The 17573-nt window shown below is 56.0% G+C and carries 18 protein-coding genes; 12 read left to right on the top strand and 6 right to left on the bottom strand.

Features of this window, described 5'->3' with window-relative positions:
- Positions 1–24 precede the first annotated feature (24 nt).
- The gene (locus J1C54_RS09895) at positions 25–1149 is read right to left on the bottom strand and encodes an ATP-NAD kinase family protein (RefSeq protein WP_229146971.1); all 1125 of its coding nucleotides are present in this window, start codon (positions 1147–1149) and stop codon (positions 25–27) included.
- A 119-nt stretch (positions 1150–1268) separates the two neighbouring features.
- On the opposite strand from J1C54_RS09895, the gene J1C54_RS09890 reads away from it, so the two are divergent.
- The gene (locus tag J1C54_RS09890) at positions 1269–1442 is read left to right on the top strand and encodes a PA1571 family protein (protein ID WP_229146969.1); all 174 of its coding nucleotides are present in this window, start codon (positions 1269–1271) and stop codon (positions 1440–1442) included.
- On the opposite strand, the gene J1C54_RS09885 is transcribed toward J1C54_RS09890, so the two are convergent.
- Complete coding sequence (locus tag J1C54_RS09885) at positions 1417–2544, bottom strand: 4-phosphoerythronate dehydrogenase (protein WP_229146967.1); 1128 nt, start codon at positions 2542–2544, stop codon at positions 1417–1419. The two genes, J1C54_RS09890 and J1C54_RS09885, sit on opposite strands and share 26 nt — an antisense overlap.
- A 199-nt stretch (positions 2545–2743) precedes the next feature.
- On the opposite strand from J1C54_RS09885, the gene J1C54_RS09880 reads away from it, so the two are divergent.
- The 9 genes from J1C54_RS09880 (at position 2744) to J1C54_RS09840 (ending at position 12152) form a co-directional block, all read left to right on the top strand.
- Complete coding sequence (locus J1C54_RS09880) at positions 2744–3262, top strand: hypothetical protein (protein ID WP_229146966.1); 519 nt, start codon at positions 2744–2746, stop codon at positions 3260–3262.
- Positions 3263–5221: a lipopolysaccharide assembly protein LapB gene (locus tag J1C54_RS09875; RefSeq protein WP_229146965.1), complete on the top strand. Its 1959-nt coding sequence runs from the start codon at positions 3263–3265 to the stop codon at positions 5219–5221.
- Entirely contained in the window at positions 5221–8229 is a 3009-nt protein-coding gene (locus J1C54_RS09870; protein ID WP_229146964.1) for a tetratricopeptide repeat protein, read from the top strand. The genes J1C54_RS09875 and J1C54_RS09870 overlap by 1 nt, the downstream gene beginning before the upstream one ends.
- A complete protein-coding gene (locus tag J1C54_RS09865; RefSeq protein WP_229146963.1) occupies positions 8210–9004 on the top strand; it encodes a tetratricopeptide repeat protein in 795 nt (264 codons plus the stop codon). The genes J1C54_RS09870 and J1C54_RS09865 overlap by 20 nt, the downstream gene beginning before the upstream one ends.
- A 1-nt stretch (position 9005) precedes the next feature.
- Positions 9006–9305, top strand: coding sequence for a hypothetical protein (locus tag J1C54_RS09860; protein ID WP_229146962.1), 300 nt, complete (start codon positions 9006–9008; stop codon positions 9303–9305).
- A 129-nt stretch (positions 9306–9434) separates the two neighbouring features.
- Complete coding sequence (locus J1C54_RS09855; protein WP_229146961.1) at positions 9435–10151, top strand: MotA/TolQ/ExbB proton channel family protein; 717 nt, start codon at positions 9435–9437, stop codon at positions 10149–10151.
- A 35-nt stretch (positions 10152–10186) separates the two neighbouring features.
- Positions 10187–10708 (top strand): biopolymer transporter ExbD, encoded by a 522-nt coding sequence (locus tag J1C54_RS09850; protein ID WP_229146960.1) that lies wholly within the window; start codon positions 10187–10189, stop codon positions 10706–10708.
- Positions 10705–11214 (top strand): biopolymer transporter ExbD, encoded by a 510-nt coding sequence (locus J1C54_RS09845; RefSeq protein WP_229146959.1) that lies wholly within the window; start codon positions 10705–10707, stop codon positions 11212–11214. Before J1C54_RS09850 ends, J1C54_RS09845 begins: the two co-directional genes overlap by 4 nt.
- The gene (locus J1C54_RS09840) at positions 11211–12152 is read left to right on the top strand and encodes a TonB family protein (protein WP_229146957.1); all 942 of its coding nucleotides are present in this window, start codon (positions 11211–11213) and stop codon (positions 12150–12152) included. Before J1C54_RS09845 ends, J1C54_RS09840 begins: the two co-directional genes overlap by 4 nt.
- 73 nt (positions 12153–12225) lie before the next feature.
- On the opposite strand, the gene J1C54_RS09835 is transcribed toward J1C54_RS09840, so the two are convergent.
- Positions 12226–12804 carry an elongation factor P hydroxylase gene (locus tag J1C54_RS09835; RefSeq protein ID WP_229146956.1) on the bottom strand — a complete coding sequence of 193 codons (579 nt, stop codon included), beginning with the start codon at positions 12802–12804 and terminating at the stop codon, positions 12226–12228.
- A 16-nt stretch (positions 12805–12820) separates the two neighbouring features.
- Between J1C54_RS09835 and J1C54_RS09830 the strand changes: the two genes are divergently transcribed.
- Together J1C54_RS09830 and J1C54_RS09825 are read left to right on the top strand one after the other, a co-directional pair.
- A complete protein-coding gene (locus tag J1C54_RS09830; RefSeq protein ID WP_229146955.1) occupies positions 12821–14194 on the top strand; it encodes an MATE family efflux transporter in 1374 nt (457 codons plus the stop codon).
- Between the two features lie 108 nt (positions 14195–14302).
- Positions 14303–15010: a hypothetical protein gene (locus tag J1C54_RS09825; protein WP_229146954.1), complete on the top strand. Its 708-nt coding sequence runs from the start codon at positions 14303–14305 to the stop codon at positions 15008–15010.
- Here J1C54_RS09825 and J1C54_RS09820 read toward each other — a convergent pair.
- Genes J1C54_RS09820 through J1C54_RS09810 form a run of 3 tightly spaced genes read right to left on the bottom strand, consistent with a single transcriptional unit; the run spans position 15004 to position 17543 of the window.
- A complete protein-coding gene (locus tag J1C54_RS09820) occupies positions 15004–16086 on the bottom strand; it encodes a calcium/sodium antiporter (protein WP_229146952.1) in 1083 nt (360 codons plus the stop codon). The two genes, J1C54_RS09825 and J1C54_RS09820, sit on opposite strands and share 7 nt — an antisense overlap.
- Positions 16087–16090: 4 nt before the next feature.
- Complete coding sequence (gene tusA, locus J1C54_RS09815) at positions 16091–16333, bottom strand: sulfurtransferase TusA (RefSeq protein WP_229146948.1); 243 nt, start codon at positions 16331–16333, stop codon at positions 16091–16093.
- Positions 16323–17543 carry an MFS transporter gene (locus J1C54_RS09810; protein WP_229146947.1) on the bottom strand — a complete coding sequence of 407 codons (1221 nt, stop codon included), beginning with the start codon at positions 17541–17543 and terminating at the stop codon, positions 16323–16325. The genes tusA and J1C54_RS09810 overlap by 11 nt, the downstream gene beginning before the upstream one ends.
- Between the last annotated feature and the right edge of the window lie 30 nt (positions 17544–17573).

Here is a 17573-nt window from a genome sequence, read left to right as displayed (position 1 = left end):
TTGGCGCCCTTGTCTTTTGTGTATCTAGCTTTCCAGCGAAGCATCCGTGGCCACCCGTACCAACAGCACATCGTCATAACCCGCTGCCACCGGAATCAGACCGCACAACTGCTGGTCCAGCTGTGCATCACCACTATCCACCAACAGGGGCCTGCCAGCCAAAGCTGCCAACTTGCTACGAGTAGCTGCAACAACAATATTTTCCCTGCCAAGCCGACGAATAACCGCCGGACTAAACTGCTGGTTACCTCGACCGATCAGATGCCCCTGACCGCCGATCACGGTCATCATGGCCTTGGCCGGGGCATCACCGATCACCTCAAGAATCTGCCGAGCGCTGACATCCTGCGCCACCAACTGGCCGTTATGAACAATGTCGACGCCCAATAGAGTATTGGGCAGGCCAAGCTGCGTCATTACCTCCGCCATAGTGGAGCCAGAGCCAATTAGCCAGAAGACGTCGTCTTCCATTTGCTCGACCAGCCAGGCGGCGAGCTCTACCTGAGCCAGTGCCTCGCTTTCCTGACCACCACATTTGACCTGCTGCAGAAAACGGCCATCCTGCGGCACCCGCATCACGCCATAGTGGCGAGCGCGAACCACCCCCTGCCGGAATGCCTGCTCATCTATATCACGGACCTCCGCCTCGGCCGCATTCACCAGCCCCCCCTCCGCCATCTGCAGCAACAGGCGGCCTGCCGCCTCCGGGTTCACCGCATAAACCGCCGAATGCATCTTGCAGCCCGCCGGAATACCCAACACCGGCAAACGCAAAGCCACCACATCACAGATATCCCGCGCGGTACCATCGCCTCCGGCGAACACCAGCAAGTCCACCCCGGCATCTAGCAGCGCGGTAGCAGCAGAGCGGGTATCGTCAGCGCTACAGGCCTGCTGCGCAGCACCTATAACTCGCACCGGCAAGCCGACCTGACGGGCGCTGTCCTCACCCATGGCGCCCCCCCAGGTGAGCACCTGGACCTGTGCGCCAACCAACAACTGAAGAGCCCGGGCAGCCCGCGCAGCGGCCTGAGGCCGGGCGCCACGGCGTAGCGCCTCGGCCACCGTTTGCGCACCATCGCTTCCCTTAAGGCCGGTGGCACCGCCGATCCCGGCAAATGGATTAACAATCAAGCCAATCGTCAGCACGCTTTCCGCCTACCTTTCATCAAAGGGTCATATCCTGAAACAACAATCCGCTTGTCGCCAATACGCGGCGAGCAGACGCTAATCAAACCGGCAGCAGTTATTAGTTGGAGGAACCAACCATGCAGACCCACCCACAGAATACGTCCGATCAGACCAGGGATTTTCACGGTGCCGCCCTGATTGATGAATCGGGTCGTGAAGTGCCGATCACCGAAGACATGATCCGCCGCGCCTGTGAAACTCTGGAGCATGGCTGGCATTACCCGATTAACCGGATACGCCAAGCAGGCTGAGCAGTGGCTGCCACTGCGGCGCGATTGCGCCACTGACTCGGGTGCCATCCAGCTCGTGTCTGTCCGGATAGTTTTTGCGCAAACGATCGAATGCGAGTGCCGGTTGCACCTCCGACAATGAGGCCTGCAAAGCATTATGGTCATCTTCCATCCTGTAACGACTGACCAGCAGATCGAACAAATCGGACACTGTCGCGATCGCAGCTGAATAGCTAGTGGCCTGCGCCTGAGGCTCCGGCGGCACTGACTGATGACCACACCATTGTGCCAGCGCCTGACACACCATCCAGCTGCCGCGCCACTTACCTTCGATGCTGTATCCAGCAATATGTGGCGTCCCACAACGGACTCTCGAAAACAGCTCGGCGGAGACCTGCGGCTCCGCCTCCCAGACATCCAGCACTAACTGCGGCAACACTTCCGGCGGCAAGGTCTGCAAAGCCTGATTATCGATTACTGCGCCGCGGCAGGTATTCAGCAGCAACTGCTCCGCGCTCATAGTCGACAACTGTCGCATGCCAAGCAGATGAAAGGTGCTATCCGGGCCAGAGCGGATCAACGGCACATGCAGACTCACCACGTCACACGCCAAGACTTGCTCAAGGGAGTGCCAGCCTCCCTCCAGGGCATCGCCACAGCGCTGTCTGGGCGGGTCGCAGCAAAGCACTGTGACCCCCAAGGCGCGAAAAAAGGACGCCACGCGGGAGCCAACATTGCCATAGCCCACCACACCCAAAGTCAGTCCTGCAAGACCGTTGCCTCGCTCCAGCAGCCAGCTCAGCACCGCCTGCAGGACATATTCAGCCACTGCTTGTGCGTTACAGCCGGGAGCATGGGCAAAGTGAATTGCCGACTGCTCAAGCCAGGGCAGATCGATATGGTCGGTACCAATGGTGGCCGAACCGACAAAACGTACCGGGGTAGCCTCAAGCAGTGCCTTGTTAACTTTTGTGACTGAACGGACCAACAAAACATCAGCTTCCAGCAACTGCTGGCGGCAGATTTCCCTTCCCGGCAGCCGAACAACCTGCCCCAGCCCCTCAAACATGCCCAGACCCGGCATATTCTCATCAGCAATAATACGCAACGGGGCAACCGGCACAGGCGTCTCCAGACGGCACTTTCAGGGCGAAATAGTGTACACGAGTGCCGACCCAAACAGCCGATTGACCCAAATGCCGCCATCTGACTGATCACCTACACTTGATTTAACCCTTTCTTCTAATTACAAATAGGCACTACTGCCACGCCCGACCATGGGCCGGCTTATAACAACAATCAGCATTATCAGGCCTGTACCAATGAAAATTAGCTGCAAAATTATCCTCGCAGGGTTATGTGCGACCCTGCTCAGTGGTTCGTTGGCCGCCAGTGATGATGGCCTCTCCGGACAGATCCAGAACCTTAAGCAGGGCGTGCTGGACCTGAATAGAGACCTTTCACTACTTGAACGGGAGCTGCTGTATCCCAGCTCTGAAAGCGCTGTTTTTGTCTCCGTTGATGTGGGTACGCCAATTCGCCTGGTGGATGTGAATCTGACCATGGATGGCAAGCATGTGGGCTATCACTTCTACAGTGAGCAGGAATTTACTGCGCTAACTAATGGCGGCATTCACCGTATTTTCCACGGTAACCTGGCAAGTGGCCGGCACACTCTGGAGGCCACCGTTACGGGCTATGATCCGCAAGGCAAGGACTACCAAAAGACCACCACCCACACCTTCACTAAAGGACCTGGCAGAAAGATGCTGGAACTACGGGTCGTTGATGACCTGAGTACCATGCAGCATCGATTCGAATTCCGCGAATGGAATGAATAAATGAGCGATGCTTCGGGAAAACTTATGCCGCGTAGTCGCCGGTTCTGGCGGCGCACCCTGCTGCCGCTGGCCATCGCAGCCAGCACGCTCGCATTCAACGCTCAGGCCGGCCTACTGGTAATCGGCGACGACTTGCCGGTGGAAGCAATACCGCTAGACCTGGAAAGCAAACGCTATCTGGCATTTAACGAATCTACTTTTTCGTTCTATAGCAATCGTCAGTTTGAGGCCATGTCACAGCTACTGGCCAACCAGAAAGTGGGACTATTCAACGAAGACACTGAATACGCCGAACTGATGCTTGGCGAATTGTATGTAAACTTTGGCCTCGCAGAGCAGGCTGAAACTATTTTTAATCGACTTTTAGAAAAGGACATTCTTGCCCAGCTGCGGGCGGAAACCTGGCTACATAAAGCAGCACTGAATTATCGCCGCGGGCAAATGGACGAAGCAGCCAAAGTACTTTCCAGCAGTCTCACTGACGGCTTGGCGGCAGATAAAAACGCCCGTCGCCATTTGATGCTTGCAAATATACGTATCAGCCAAGAAGAATTCGGCGAAGCACTGGCCAGCCTGCACTCCATCCCCGCCGGAACCCGGGAGGGTGCATACGCCACCTACAATATGGGCGTGGCGATGATCCGTGCCAACCACATCAATGATGGCGTTCGAATGCTCAGCGGTGTACTGAACCTTCCGCCAGGCGACGAAGAAATCAACGCCCTGAAGGATCGCTCCGCACTTGCCATCGGTCTGACTGAGTTAAAAGAGAAACGCTTTGATCAAGCACGTGCAGCATTAGTCAGGGTGCGCGCCGATGGCCCGTTTTCCAATGAAGCGCTGCTCGCTCTGGGGCTAAGCAATTTTGAACGCAAGGAATACCGCCGCGCCCTTCCTCTTTGGCTGGAGCTCGTCCGCCGCAACCCCAGCCATCAATCGGTGCAAGAGGCTTTGCTGCTGGCTCCGCGGGCCTACGAGGAGCTCGGCGCCATTCCTCAGGCATTGGCGGGCTACCGTTTTGCCACTGAGACTCTACGTGATGAACTGCGGCAGGTTGAGCTGGCCATACGCAATGTCGACGAGCAACGCTGGCTGGACCGCCTTAAGAGTCACGACAAAGCTGCCAATATGAATCTTGATCCGATGGCGAGCGCGGCCAATTACAGTGCTGATGCCGGCCCGGAGATGCCTTATCTGTATCGACTGTTCGCATCTCATGATTTTTCTGAGCAGTTCCGCCAGTACATGGAGCTTGATCGTCTTCGCACACTACTACTCGACTGGCAGCAATCTGTACCGGCCATGGAAAGCGCCTGGCGCAACCAGCAGGCCCAGCTTGAGAGAGTATTGCCAGATGCCCGGGCCAAACTGCTTGCCCTGAAACGCCAGCAACAGGAAGCCGGCGCCTTGGCTGCAGACATTGCTGTGAACATGCCGCAACGTCTGGACATGAAGCGGCCACAGGACCTTGCCGATTATGATCAGCTGATGGCCTGGGAGCTTATTGCTGCACTGGAAAGCCAGCTCAATGGATTACCTGCCACTTCGCCACAACGTGAACGGCTACGCAGAGTAAAAGGCGTTCTGCTATACAGTATCGCAAGTGCAGCTCCGCAAAATAGAGAGCAGCAGCTGCGAGATGTAACACAGGCGGGAGAGGATATAGAGATCTCAGGCCTGCGCATTGAGGCAGCTGAACAGCTAGTAAGAGACGCCTCGCTTCATATTCGCAGCGATCTGGGCAAAAGACTGAACGCGCGACGCCAGGATATTGACAAGATGATCGCTGAAACCGAGAAACTGATGAGCAAACTTGGCCAGCTACTCAAGAACGACGCCTTGCAGGTGCTGGCGCGAAATCGCGTCCAGCTCGGTGAGCAGCTTGCCGAGGCACACTTGGCCATGGCGCGAGTTCAGGACGCGTCCTTCAGTGACCGTCTGCAGGGGAAAGCGCAGTGATGAGCAGAGGCACCTTTCGTATTCGCACTATTACTGCTGCCGTCGCCCTTTCACTGGCCGGCTGCGCCAGTCAATCCACCACGGACGATCTGGCGCTGCAGGAGCAGGCCCGCTATACCGGCACAACTCTGGCAGATCTGGAGCAAACCGAAATTACCATTGAGGCTCAGGACCTCGATAACGTATCAGCTCAGGCTGCCCTGCAAAGCTATCAGCGCGCTGTTGAGCTTTTTCAGGATCCTGAGCAACGTAGTCGCTCCATTCGCCGCATGGCAGACCTGGCGCTCGCTGCTGCAGAAGAAGAAGACGCTGGCTTTCAGGATCAGGAGCTGAATGCAAACCCGGCTGTCGACCGGGCAGAGCTTGATATGAATGTAGATAAGCTTCTGTATGAAAACTTCATGCGTGAAGCGCAACAAGCTGAAACTCGGGACCAGCGTTATGCTGCCCTTGATCTGGCTGGCAGTCTTTACAGCGGACTTGATGGTGCCATGCTGGACACGGACTACAACACTGCCATCCAGCTCTACCGTACCCTTCTGGAAACCAGTCAGGACCCGGCAGAGCGCGCCGAGGCCTATTACCTTCTCGCTAAAGCCTATGATTTGGCAGGAGATCTGGACAATTCTCAGCAAGCACTTAAAGACATGGTTAAGGAGTACCCGGACAGCCCGTTCTATCTGGAAGCGCAGTTCCGTCTGGCAGAACTGCAATTTTCAGATGGCGACTATGATGCCTCGGTAAAATCCTACCTGGAGGTCGTTAAGGCCGGCGAGCAATCTGACTTCTACGAACAATCTCTATACAAGCTAGGCTGGAGTCACTACAAGTTAAGTGAGTATGAGCAATCTCTGGAGCAGTTTTTTGCCATCGTTGACCATCTGGAAGGCTCTGCAGAACTGGCAGATGAAAAGTCTATGCAAGCCAAGCTGGTTACCGATGTACGGCGGGTTATCAGTCTTGCATTTACTAATCTGGATGGCGCCACGTCAGTACGGGACTGGTTCGCCAAACGAGGTCACCGGCCATACGAGGCAGATACCTACCGATCCCTCGGTGATATCTACCTGCAGCAAGAACGCTTCCGTGACGCTGCTGACACCTATGACATGTTTGTCTCGGTTTATCCTACCAGCCCGCAGGCTCCCGAGTTTTCCAGCCTGAATATTGAAGCTTTCCAGCGCGGCGGTTTCCCAACTCTGGTTCTGCCAGCCAAAGAAAAGTTCATCAGCCAATATGGCATTCACAGCAGCTACTGGACCCAGTACCCGGAGGCCAGAGACGGCTATGTCACTCAACTGAAGGGACATATTCTTGATCTTGCCGGCCATCATCATGCGCTGGCCCAGAAGTCCAAGAAACCAGAAGACTTTGCACGCCCCGCCGCCTGGTACAAGGAATACCTGGACACACCGCCGGCATCGGCAGATCAGGCGTCAATCAATGATCTGTATGCCCAGACCCTGTTCTCTGGTCAGCGCTTTGCAGAGGCCGTGGCCGAGTTCGAGCGCACCGCATACGGCTACGAAGGTTATGAGAAAAGCGCTGATGCCGCCTTTTTCGCTCTGGTTGCCTATCAGGCTCAGATCCGTGCTCTGCCCTCAGATACGGAAGAGCAGCAGCAGGCCAAGGACCAGTGGCGCGAGCGCAGCATCACCAGCAGTATGAAATTTGCGGCCACCTACCCGGAGCATGAGCAGGTACCGCAGGTTCTCAGCAACGTTATTGATGACCAGCTGGCACGCGAGGATGTTGAGGCCGCCATCCGCACCGCCGGCATGCTGGTATCACTACAGCCGCCGCCGCCGGAAAAACTGCTCGTCTACGGCTGGAGCACTATCGCTAATGGCGAGTTTGATTTAGGCCGCTTTAAAGTCGCTGAATTCGCCTATACCAATGTACTGCAGTATCCATCTGTGGAAGCTAAAGACCGCCTGACCTATCAAGAGCGCTTGGCAGCCTCGGTATACAAGCAAGCGGAAGAATTGCAGACTGCAGAGCAATTTGCCGCAGCGGCAGATATGTTTATGCGAGTTGCGACGGTATTCCCGGAAGCCAGCATTCGTAAAAATGCAGAATTTGATGCAGCTACTCTTTATCTGCAGATCGAAAACTTCGACAGCGCTATCCCAATTCTGGAGAGCTTCCGGCAGCGATATCCTAAAGATCCGCTCAATGAAACCATTCCGGACAAACTGGCAGTGGCATACGAGAAAACCGGCAACTTCGGAGCAGCAGCACTCGAACTGGAGCGTATTGCCGGCAATTATGAACAGACAGATCGTGAGCTGGCCCGGCAGGCATTGTGGCAAGCAGCCGAGATGCAGGACCGGGCAAAAGAACCAGAAGCATCCATCCGTCTGTATAGAAAGTATCTGGCAGCCTACCCTCAGCCCTATGACTTCCGCGCCGAAGGACAGCACCGCCTGGTCAAATTGTACGAGCAGACCGGAGACACTGCCGCATACAACAACGGTCTGAATGAGTTGGTCAAAACCCATCAGCAGGCCGGTGACCAGGGCTCGGACCGGGTGGCATGGCTTGGAGCATGGGCCGCTTTTACTCTGGCGGAGCCGCGCTTTGAAGAATTCAACTCAATCAAGCTGACCCAGCCCCTGCGTCGCAGTCTGGAGCGCAAAACCACTGTGATGCGTGATGCCTTGAAGCGCTACGAAACCATCGCTGCGATTGGTGTATCCGAGTATGCAACCGCCGCGAACTTCAAGATCGGTCAGATGTATCAGGTACTTGCCAAAGACATGATCGACTCGGAAAGACCGGCAGGCCTCGGAGAGCTGGAACTGGAACAGTATGAATTGCTTCTTGAAGAGCAAGCGCTGCCTTATGAAGATCAGGCAATTGATATCCTGATCGCTAACACCGATCTGGTTGGCCAGAATATTTATGATGACTGGGTCAAACAGAGTTTTGCCCAACTGGCCAAGCTGTTGCCAGGCCGCTTTGCCAAGTTTGAGCAGGTAGAAGAATATGTCGACATCATCTATTAACCGGCGGCTGGCCTTGGCCGCCGCCATCCTGTTGTTCGCTGGCTGCGCCTCGAAGCCTCCCGGCGATACGGATCTGGGTCTGGATGGGGGCGCCGGCGGGCCTTCAAAGTACGCTGACCAGCGCAGTGGAGAGGCCGCGGCAGAAAGTGATGCCGAGCATATTCCGCCGGTACCGCACGACCCGGCCGTGGAAGCTGTCGCCCTTGAGGCCATGCCCGAGTACGCTCGAGCCCTGCAGGCCATGCGAGCCGGAGAAACTGACAAGGCACTAGTGATGTTTCAGTCCGTGGCTAGCCGTTACCCACAGCTGTCCGGCCCGCTGGTCAATCAGGGCATCATCCGCCAGCGGCAGAAGAAATATCCGGAGGCCGAGGAAGCATTACGGCAGGCGCTTGGCGTCAACAGCAATAACCCCTATGCCCACAATGCTCTGGGATTGGCCCTGCGCGAGCAGGGCAAGTTTGATGAGGCACGCAAGCACTACGAGGCGGCTATTCAACTGGACCCGAAGTACGCCCGAGCCCACTTCAACATGGGCGTGCTGGCAGAGCTTTACCTACAGGACTTGCCACTGGCACTAGAGCACTTCCGTCAGTATCAGTCTCTACAGCGACAATTGGATCAATCAGTTGCCAACTGGGTCGCAGATCTTGAACGACGAGTACCAGATGCTGTTCCTGCACCCGCAGAGCTTGCACCCACAGAACCTGCAGAAATAGCATCTCCGGATGCCGACGGCGGCCAGCAAGACGCAGACCAACAGGAGTTGAACTGATATGCGCTATGTCTCCCTAATCTGCTGCTCAGTACTCCTCTCCCTGCCCGCCATTGCAGAGCAGGAAACCGCCGATCCGGGGCTTTCGAGTAATATTATTGGCTCTCAGGAGGCACCCACTGTTCTTAATGTTGTGCCATGGAAAGACAAGGAAGTGAAGCTGGAAAAGAAGGACCCTACTTCCTCATTGCTCAACAGGGTACTGGAACCTCTGGATCAAGAGGTTTTGATGCGAGAAGTCGAGTATTACCGCATTCTCGGCCAAGAACCCGCCAGCGGTGACGATCTGTTTCTTGACTGATTTGAGTTATACCCAGCCAAGCAGATGCAGCTCGGCATAAATTCTGATAAAAAGACCATCGCCATTTTCACCAACAGCATCATGGGGATGCTGTAATGACAACAACAACCCTGTTTGGAGAACACCCTGATGTCGACGCCAGTATCCCTTGATCCAGCCTCCGCTCCGGCCGTTGCCGATACCGGACTGATGACCACAGCCATCAGTTTTATTCAGGATGGTGGCTTCTTCATGTATCCAATCCTGATTGTACTGGCGATCGGCTTGGGCATCGTCATCGAACGTGTGCTGTACCTGCAAGCCACCAAAGCGCGCAACAAGAAAATCTGGGACCAGGTATTCCCGCTCCTCTCCAAAGGCCAGTTCCGTCAGGCAATGGATGTGGTTAAAGACAGCCAAGTGGGCATTGGTCGCATTGTTGCGTACGGCCTCGAGCGTGCCCGCATCAGCCGTCGCCATGATGACGTGGAGCTGGCCATGGAAGAAGGCTTGATGGAAGTTATGCCGCGTCTGGAAACTCGCACCCCCTATATCGCTACTCTCGCCAACATCGCCACCCTGATGGGCCTACTCGGTACCATTATCGGTCTGATTCAGGCATTTACTGCGGTAGCCAGTGCTGACCCGGCACAAAAGGCCGACCTGCTATCCGCCTCTATCTCGGTGGCCATGAACACCACTGCATTTGGTCTTATCGCTGCAATTCCGCTACTGCTGGCTTACTCGTTCATCAACTCTATGACCGGCAAGCTGATCGACAGTATGGAAATGGCTTCGATCAAGTTCCTGAATGTATTCCGTCAGGTGGTGACTCAACAGGATCAACGTAACGGCGACGGTCAATAATCCGTCAACTTTCGTTAACCTGTTAAGGAGCCGGTATGCGATCAAGAAAGCGTACAGGGCACGAAGATGTCGAACTGAACATTACCGCCTTCCTCAATTTGATGGTGGTACTGATTCCGTTCCTGCTACTCAATGCGGTATTCGCCCAGGTTTCCATCCTGCAGCTGAACTTGCCGTCCAACGAGGAAGCACCTCCTTCGGACCCGGAAGAGAATAATAAGCCCGTACTGGAGGTTCTGATTTATCAGGACCGCTACGAGATTGGCGAAAGGAAAAGCGGCAAAATTGTCGCTATCGTACCCGTAGCTGAAGACGGCAAGCATGACCGTGAAAAGCTGCGCGGGTATCTTGCGGAAATCAAAGCCCAGTTCCCGGAAGTCACCAATATCACCCTGCTGTGTGAGGATGACACCGACTATGAGCTGATGATCTACACCATGGATGCGGTTCGTTACCGAATCGAGATCAATAATGGCATAGGCATCAAAAAAGAACTGTTCCCGGAAATCGGCATTGGCTCAGCGCCACCGGACGCTCGTCGTGGAGGTGATGCATGAAAAAGTCATCCCGCGGTAAGCGTATGGCCCGACGGCATGCACGCCATAAGGGCGTTGCAGTGCTGAACCTGACTTCACTGATGGATATCTTCACCATTCTGGTGTTCTTTCTGCTGGTTAATTCATCGAACTCCCAGCAGCCGCCGGATAACAAGGACATTGTTCTGCCTGAGTCCAGCGCCAATACGGTGCCTGGCGAGGTTCTGAAGATCCAGATCAGTGCTCGCAACATTCTGGTTCAAGACGTGGCCGTTGATCCGACTGCCGCCGAGAACGAAGATGGCGCCATGGTGATACCGGCCTTGGTTGCAGAGCTGCAATGGCGTGCGGATCGCAGTCTTCCAGTACTGAACGAAGATGGCATACCTGAGCGTGAGGTCATGATTCTGGCGGACCGCAAGGTACCCTATTCCACCATTCGCAATGTGATGGTCAGTGCCAACCAGACTGACTATTCCAAAATCTCCTTTGCCGTGCTGCAAAAGGCTGAGGAGGGCGTCGAATGAGCGAGAATAACAAGAAGCCTCTGATGATATTTGTCGATGGTCTGCTTCCTTGGGACAACCTCCCCGGGGATCGCCGTCGTCAGTGGATCATTTTGGCCGTGCTGGCATTACTGTGCCTGTTTTTCATCATCCTGATTGAGAGCACCACCATTCCGAAGAAGGACCGCAGCGAAGCGGAACAGATTCCGGAGCGGCTGGCCAAGCTGGTGATGGAGAAGAAAAAGGAAGAGCCGCCGCCACCGCCTCCTGAGCCGGAGCCAGAACCCGAGCCAGAACCTGAGCCAGAGCCAGAGCCTGAGCCAGAGCCGGAAAAGCCGAAGGAAGAGCCGACTCCTGAACGAGTAGAAAAAGCTCGTGAAGTAGCGAAGAAAGAACTGAAAGTGTTCGAAGATTCGCTCGCTGGTCTGCAGGATCTGGCGCCGGTCGTCAATCGCCAACCACTGCGCACTGGTGGTGCCGAGTCTGCCAAGGTCGAGCGCAATCTGATTACCAGTCGTGCCGGCAGCGGCTCGGGCGGTATTGCCGTGGCCAGCGTATCCAGCGGTGGCGGTGGCGGCGGCACTCTGGAAGGCGCAGAGGTTGCCCAGGTTGAGAGTAAGATTGCCACTGAAGCTGCTACCACCGTACGCAAAAATGCGGAGGGCAAAAGTGTCCGTACGGAAGAACAAATCCGTCAGACCTTTAACCGTAGTCAGGGCCGCATCAATAGCGCCTACCAACGTGCTCTGCGGCAAAACCCTGCATTGCGTGGGACTGTGGTGCTGACTATGACGATTGCCCCATCCGGTGAAGTGAGTAACGTGGTAATCAAGTCGTCTGAAGTGGGTGATGATGAGTTGGAGCGGCGTATTCTGCTTATCGTCAAATCGATGGACTTTGGTGCCCTGCCCGTGGAAGTCTGGACTGGCGACTATGCACTGAACCTGTTCCCCTCTTGATCCTTACCATTGCGTTGTAAACATAAATGCCGGGCTTGCCCGGCATTTATGTTTATCCATACACAACAAGCCGTTACCAATGCTCAAATACCTGCATCAGATGGGCAGGCCGCAGCTCTGAGCCGCGGTAATGCTGCGCCAGCACTTCACACCAACGTTTGCTTCTTCCCCGCAGACCGGTTTCCGCCAATAGCACAGCACGGTCCCATACCGCCTGTTCGAAGGGAGCAGGATCCACTGCCTCTCCGCTAAGATTATCCTGGGACACTCGGAAACGATGCCCTGCCGCGGCACAGAACAGTAACTCCAAAGCTTGCGGCTCCAACTCCACCCGTAAAAAGGCGGCCTGCTGCTGCGCATTACGGCCATCTGCCGCATACCAATAACCAAAATCCACTAGCTTTCGGCGAGCGGGCCCGGCCACACACCAGTGAGCGATCTCATGCAATGCGGAGCGAAAATAGTCCCGGGTATAAAAAATCTGCGCCGGCAGGCCATCACAGGCAGGCAGATACAAGGGCTCTTCCGCCTGACCAACCAGCCGGGTGTTTTCAGTCACCAGAAAACAATCAGCGAATAACTTTTCCAGCTCCACACTGGTTAGGGTGCGCTGCATTTCAGAGTCGCTTTGCGGTAAGGTAGCGCGCCTCATTCAGGAACCTCTTAACGTGAAAAGCCGTTCATCCCCACTACGCCAGGAAGCCCGCAGCCAGCTGCTACTGGCACTGCCAATTCTCGGTGGGCAACTGGCGCAAACCGCGAACGGGTTTGTCGACACGGTGATGGCCGGAAGAGTCAGCCCGGTGGATCTCGCTGCGGTCGCTGTTGGCGCCAGCATCTGGGTTCCGATCTACCTCTTTATGACCGGGGTGCTGATGAGCGCCACCCCCATATTGTCCCGTAAACTTGGCGCGCAAGCCTACCACCGCATCAATCCGATTGCCCAGCAAGGCTTGTGGCTGGCACTGGGTCTTGGCCTGCTGGCCGCATTGGCGTTGCGCAGTATGGCCCCCGTGCTGGCATGGATGGAGGTTGATGCTGCACTACAACCTAAAGTAGCGGGTTACCTCAGCGCACTCAGCTGGGGCATGCCCGGCGCCGCCATCTTTCTGACCTTACGCAGTTACACAGAGGCCATGTCTCACACCCGCCCGGTCTTGTGGATCAGCGTTATCGGCCTGCTGATCAATATTCCCAGTAATTACATTCTGATCTACGGCAAACTTGGCATGCCCGCTCTGGGTGGTGTTGGCTGTGGCTGGGCCACCTCGCTGGTGTTCTGGTGTATGGCCCTGATGATGAGCGGCTATATCCAACGCCACCCGGTATATGCAGCCGCCCGCCTTCACCTCAAGAAGACTCATATTGAAGCACGAACAGCCTGGTATATTTTCCTGTTGGGCCTTCCGGTCGGCCTATCGATTTTTTTTGAGGTCAGTATCTTTGCCATGATTGCTCTGCTGATTAGCAGCCTTGGCCCAACTGTCGTCGCCGGCCATCAGGTGGCACTTAATTTCACCGGATTGCTGTTTATGATTCCGCTCAGCCTGGCCATTGCCACCACTGTGCGTGTTGGCCACGGGCGCGGTCAGGGAAATATTGCTGCGGTACGGCTGGCGGTTAAAAGTGCCATGTTTATGACGGTGGTGATTGGCGTGGTCGCTGGTAGCCTACTGTTTCTGTTACGCCACCAGGTTCCCTGGCTGTACAGCAGCGACAGCGAAGTACGAGCCATCGCTTCCAGTCTGCTTCTGTTCGCTGCCCTGTACCAGCTGTCAGATGCCTGGCAAGTAACAGTCAGCGGTGCCCTGCGTGGCTTTGAGGACACTACGGTGCCCATGTTCATCACCCTGCTGGCTTACTGGGGAATTGGCCTGCCAGTGGGTTATGCGCTGGCCCTGACTGATCTGCTGGTACCAGCGATGGGGCCTGAGGGCTTCTGGGTCGGCTTGCTTAGCGGCCTCACCGCTGCAGCGCTGATGCTCAGCCTGCGCCTCGGCTATCGCCTGAAGACATTCTCAGCCACTGTTGGCGAACGCTGAGACTGCATAATCAGCCGCCGGTCCATGAAATGCCTGATACAGACTTGCCCGGCCGATAACTGCGGACTAGTGTGATAGTGTCATCTGCTGCTATTACCGGAGGTTCCAATGGGTTTCCGGCCACACTCAGCACCGCCTGGCACCACCTCGCATCACAATGTGGTGCCACTAACCCCGCGCCCTAAACCAGCAAAGCCCCGCATCGTAAGGATTTCCCCAGAGAATGATGGGCTCGAGCTGCTATACGCCAATGACCGCCACCCGGACACGCTGTTCTCCGTCCGAATTCTGTGCTGGGCGCTGCTGGATAACGATCAGGTAGTTGCCATGGTACCGTGGCTAAATGCGGTATCGTCCTGCGCTGATCTGGCAGACCCTCTGAATGGCCGCTGGCAGGGCTACCGTTTGCCGCACAGTCACTACCTTTTCACCGAGGTTCCCCAACATAAAGCGGATGAGCTCAGATCCGCAGTGAAATTTTTTGGCTCCGCCAATGCGAAACAGGAAGTGGTTCAGGAAATCCCTGACAGTATTGGCACCCACGCTGTGTTTTCCACGGACGGGTTTCAGAGCATTAATTTACAGGAGGTTATCAGCTGGCGTCTGTACGGCGATGGCCAGCTGCAAGCCATGGTGATAGAACCTGGGGAAGTAACCAACACACCAGTGCTCCCCGGAGATCCCTGCCTGCATGCGGCCCAGCAGCATGCCAGTTTCCGCTACTTTTTCCAGCATCAAGTGGCCAACCGGATAAAGGAAAGGGACCCGGATACTTTAGCAGCCATCTCCGTTCTGGCACGCCAGCGTGATCAGTGATCTGATGTACTGGCTTTCTCGGCACTGACGTAGCGAACAAAAGATACCATGGTGAACAAAATCGCCATTGGAATCAGTCCGCTGAGCAGCGACACCGACATCCACGAGGGGGGCGTGCCGCTGTTGTCGACCACCAACCAGCCAATGTAGGCGGCATAGCAAAGCAGGAAAAATGCTCCATTTGCCCGGGTCACTATGAAGCCCGCCCTAAAGATCGGCATACACAGCAATGCCACGCCGAGCATCACCGGAATATCCAGCGTCAGCGCAGCCGGTGCCACCGGTAGCTGGCCAAGTGAAACCAGCCCGGTAAAGCCAAGCACGGAAAGCAGGTTAAAAATATTTGAACCCACCACATTGCCCACTGCGATATCTCGCTCACCGCGCACCGCCGCGACAACCGATGTGGCCAGCTCGGGCAAGGAAGTACCAATCGCCAGCACGGTAAGACCAATCATCAACTCACTGACACCAAAAGCGCGGGCCAGAGAAACAGCACCCTCCACCAACATCTGGGCGCCAGCCACCAGCCCAACCAGTCCCGCCACCATCCATACAATATCCATGGGGATACTGCCGCCGGACTCCATCGCTCCTTCATATTCGGCTAGTACCGCCTCGCTTTTCTCGCGGCGGCTCTGGCGGATCAGAAACGTCACATAAAGCACGATGCCGCCAGCCAAGATGGCGCCGTCGGCCATACTTATACGTCCATCCAGAGCGAGCGTATAAAACAATACGGAGGCACCGAGCATGATCGGTACATCTAGACGTACTAACTGTTGATGTACCACCAGAGGCGCAACAACGGCGGACAGGCCAAGAATCAACAGAATATTGGCCACATTCGACCCAATGACGTTGCCCACCGCCAAGTCAGCCTGGCCAGACCAGGCTGAGGCGACGCTCACCGCGAGCTCCGGCGCACTGGTGCCAAAAGCCACCACCGTCAAACCTACCACAAGAGGAGTCATACCCAGCGACAGCGCCAGCCGTGAGGCCCCCTTTACCAGCCAGTCTGCGCCGAACACCAGCACCACGAACCCGCCAATAATCAAGCCTATATTCAGCAGCATCAACTCAGGCTCCCTTCTTGCGAATCAAATACCGAAACAGGTCGCCATCACGCTCCTGACTAACCAGTTTGTGACCCAGAAACTGACAGAACTTGGGCACGTCGCGCTCAGTGGATGGGTCCGTCGCCAGCATCTCCAACTCATCACCGGGAGCCATGGCCCGCACCCGGCTATGCAGCAGCATTACCGGCTCTGGACAAACCAGACCACGAGCATCCAGCTGATTTGCCGCATTACTATCTGTCATCTTTCACCTGCCCTGAGCGGCTCCAGAAAAGCGCCGGTATTATAGCGGCCAGTGCCAGTGCTGCGGCCAGCATAAAATGCAGCGAATAGCCGAAATAAGCCGCACTATAGCCGCTAAACAGAGTGAACAACCCCGCCGCCATCAGCATCACTGACGCCTGCACTGTGTAGTCTGAACCTTCGTGACCAGTTCGGCAGTTATCCATCATGACTGTGAATAGTGCCACTGTCGCCAAACCATCGGCGCATTGTTCAGCAATCGCCATGGTCCAGACCAGCGAGCTATGCGGGTTTTGCGCCAACCATGCCCAGCCCAAAAAAGCCCCAGCCTGAAGTATGGAGAAACTGACCAGCGCCGCCAGTCGCGATAGCTTCAGCAGCAGCAGCCCCGCCGCCGCCACTGCCGCCAGACCGGCCAAAGATGCTGCCAGGTCCAGCGCTGCCAGCTGGGCCAACGTCCAGTTCTGATCGATCAGAAACGGCTTGATCATGCGAGTGCCGAAGCTGTCGCCGACCTTGTAGATCAACAACAACACCAACCACCAAACCATTCCTGAGCGACCCCAGAAACGCCAGAGCTCGGCAGTCCACCAACGCCAGCTATAGGATATCGGTGCTGCGACGGGCTCCTCGGGCTCCGGATAACGGCTTAATGGGATCAGCAACAGCAGCAACGCGGCAATGGCCAGCCAAACCGTGGGCATCCAGCCAATTTCACCCACCAGCCAGAGCAGCACCGCGCCGCCAGTAAGCAAGCCAACCTTGTAACCGCCGGTCTGAACGCTATTGCCAATACCACGCAGAGCCGCAGGCAGCAGGCGCACCGCCAAACCATCGGTAGCAATATCATGGGTGGCAAAAAACAGGTTTAAAAGGAACAGTAGCGCCAGCAAAAGAACAAAAAATGGAACACTCAGCTCACTCATGGGCAGCAGCGACATGGCCGCCAAAACCATCACCGCAGCCAGCTGGCAGGAGATAATCCAACGCTTGCGATGGTTGCTATAGCCCTGCCCAAGGCGATCTACCCACGGCGCCCAGACAAACTTCAGCGCCCACGGCAAGGCGGCCAACGACAGCAGACCAATGTACTGCAGAGACAGGCCAGCATCCCTGGCAATGGCCGGCAGGGCCCGGGTTATCAAGCCAAATGGCAGCCCCTGAGCGAAGTACAGCGCTGCCAGCATGACCAGAAGCTTTCTTTGCGGCATGGATTCTGTCACTTGCGCTGTACAGCGCTC

It is taken from the genome of Alcanivorax sp. 1008 (assembly GCF_020667895.1).
Classification (GTDB): Bacteria; Pseudomonadota; Gammaproteobacteria; order Pseudomonadales; family Alcanivoracaceae; genus PGZG01.
This window is presented reverse-complemented; position numbering and strand designations above follow the sequence as displayed.

What these genes read in the sequence shown, in the direction of transcription:
- J1C54_RS09890 (WP_229146969.1), top strand. Translation starts at nt 1,269, where the DNA reads ATGCAGACCCACCCACAGAATACGTCCGATCAGACCAGGGATTTTCAC.
- J1C54_RS09880 (WP_229146966.1), top strand. Translation starts at nt 2,744, where the DNA reads ATGAAAATTAGCTGCAAAATTATCCTCGCAGGGTTATGTGCGACCCTG.
- J1C54_RS09875 (WP_229146965.1), top strand. Translation starts at nt 3,263, where the DNA reads ATGAGCGATGCTTCGGGAAAACTTATGCCGCGTAGTCGCCGGTTCTGG.
- J1C54_RS09870 (WP_229146964.1), top strand. Translation starts at nt 5,221, where the DNA reads ATGAGCAGAGGCACCTTTCGTATTCGCACTATTACTGCTGCCGTCGCC.
- J1C54_RS09865 (WP_229146963.1), top strand. Translation starts at nt 8,210, where the DNA reads ATGTCGACATCATCTATTAACCGGCGGCTGGCCTTGGCCGCCGCCATC.
- J1C54_RS09860 (WP_229146962.1), top strand. Translation starts at nt 9,006, where the DNA reads ATGCGCTATGTCTCCCTAATCTGCTGCTCAGTACTCCTCTCCCTGCCC.
- J1C54_RS09855 (WP_229146961.1), top strand. Translation starts at nt 9,435, where the DNA reads ATGTCGACGCCAGTATCCCTTGATCCAGCCTCCGCTCCGGCCGTTGCC.
- J1C54_RS09850 (WP_229146960.1), top strand. Translation starts at nt 10,187, where the DNA reads ATGCGATCAAGAAAGCGTACAGGGCACGAAGATGTCGAACTGAACATT.
- J1C54_RS09845 (WP_229146959.1), top strand. Translation starts at nt 10,705, where the DNA reads ATGAAAAAGTCATCCCGCGGTAAGCGTATGGCCCGACGGCATGCACGC.
- J1C54_RS09840 (WP_229146957.1), top strand. Translation starts at nt 11,211, where the DNA reads ATGAGCGAGAATAACAAGAAGCCTCTGATGATATTTGTCGATGGTCTG.
- J1C54_RS09835 (WP_229146956.1), bottom strand. Translation starts at nt 12,804, where the DNA reads ATGAGGCGCGCTACCTTACCGCAAAGCGACTCTGAAATGCAGCGCACC.
- J1C54_RS09825 (WP_229146954.1), top strand. Translation starts at nt 14,303, where the DNA reads ATGGGTTTCCGGCCACACTCAGCACCGCCTGGCACCACCTCGCATCAC.
- J1C54_RS09820 (WP_229146952.1), bottom strand. Translation starts at nt 16,086, where the DNA reads ATGCTGCTGAATATAGGCTTGATTATTGGCGGGTTCGTGGTGCTGGTG.
- tusA (WP_229146948.1), bottom strand. Translation starts at nt 16,333, where the DNA reads ATGACAGATAGTAATGCGGCAAATCAGCTGGATGCTCGTGGTCTGGTT.
- J1C54_RS09810 (WP_229146947.1), bottom strand. Translation starts at nt 17,543, where the DNA reads ATGCCGCAAAGAAAGCTTCTGGTCATGCTGGCAGCGCTGTACTTCGCT.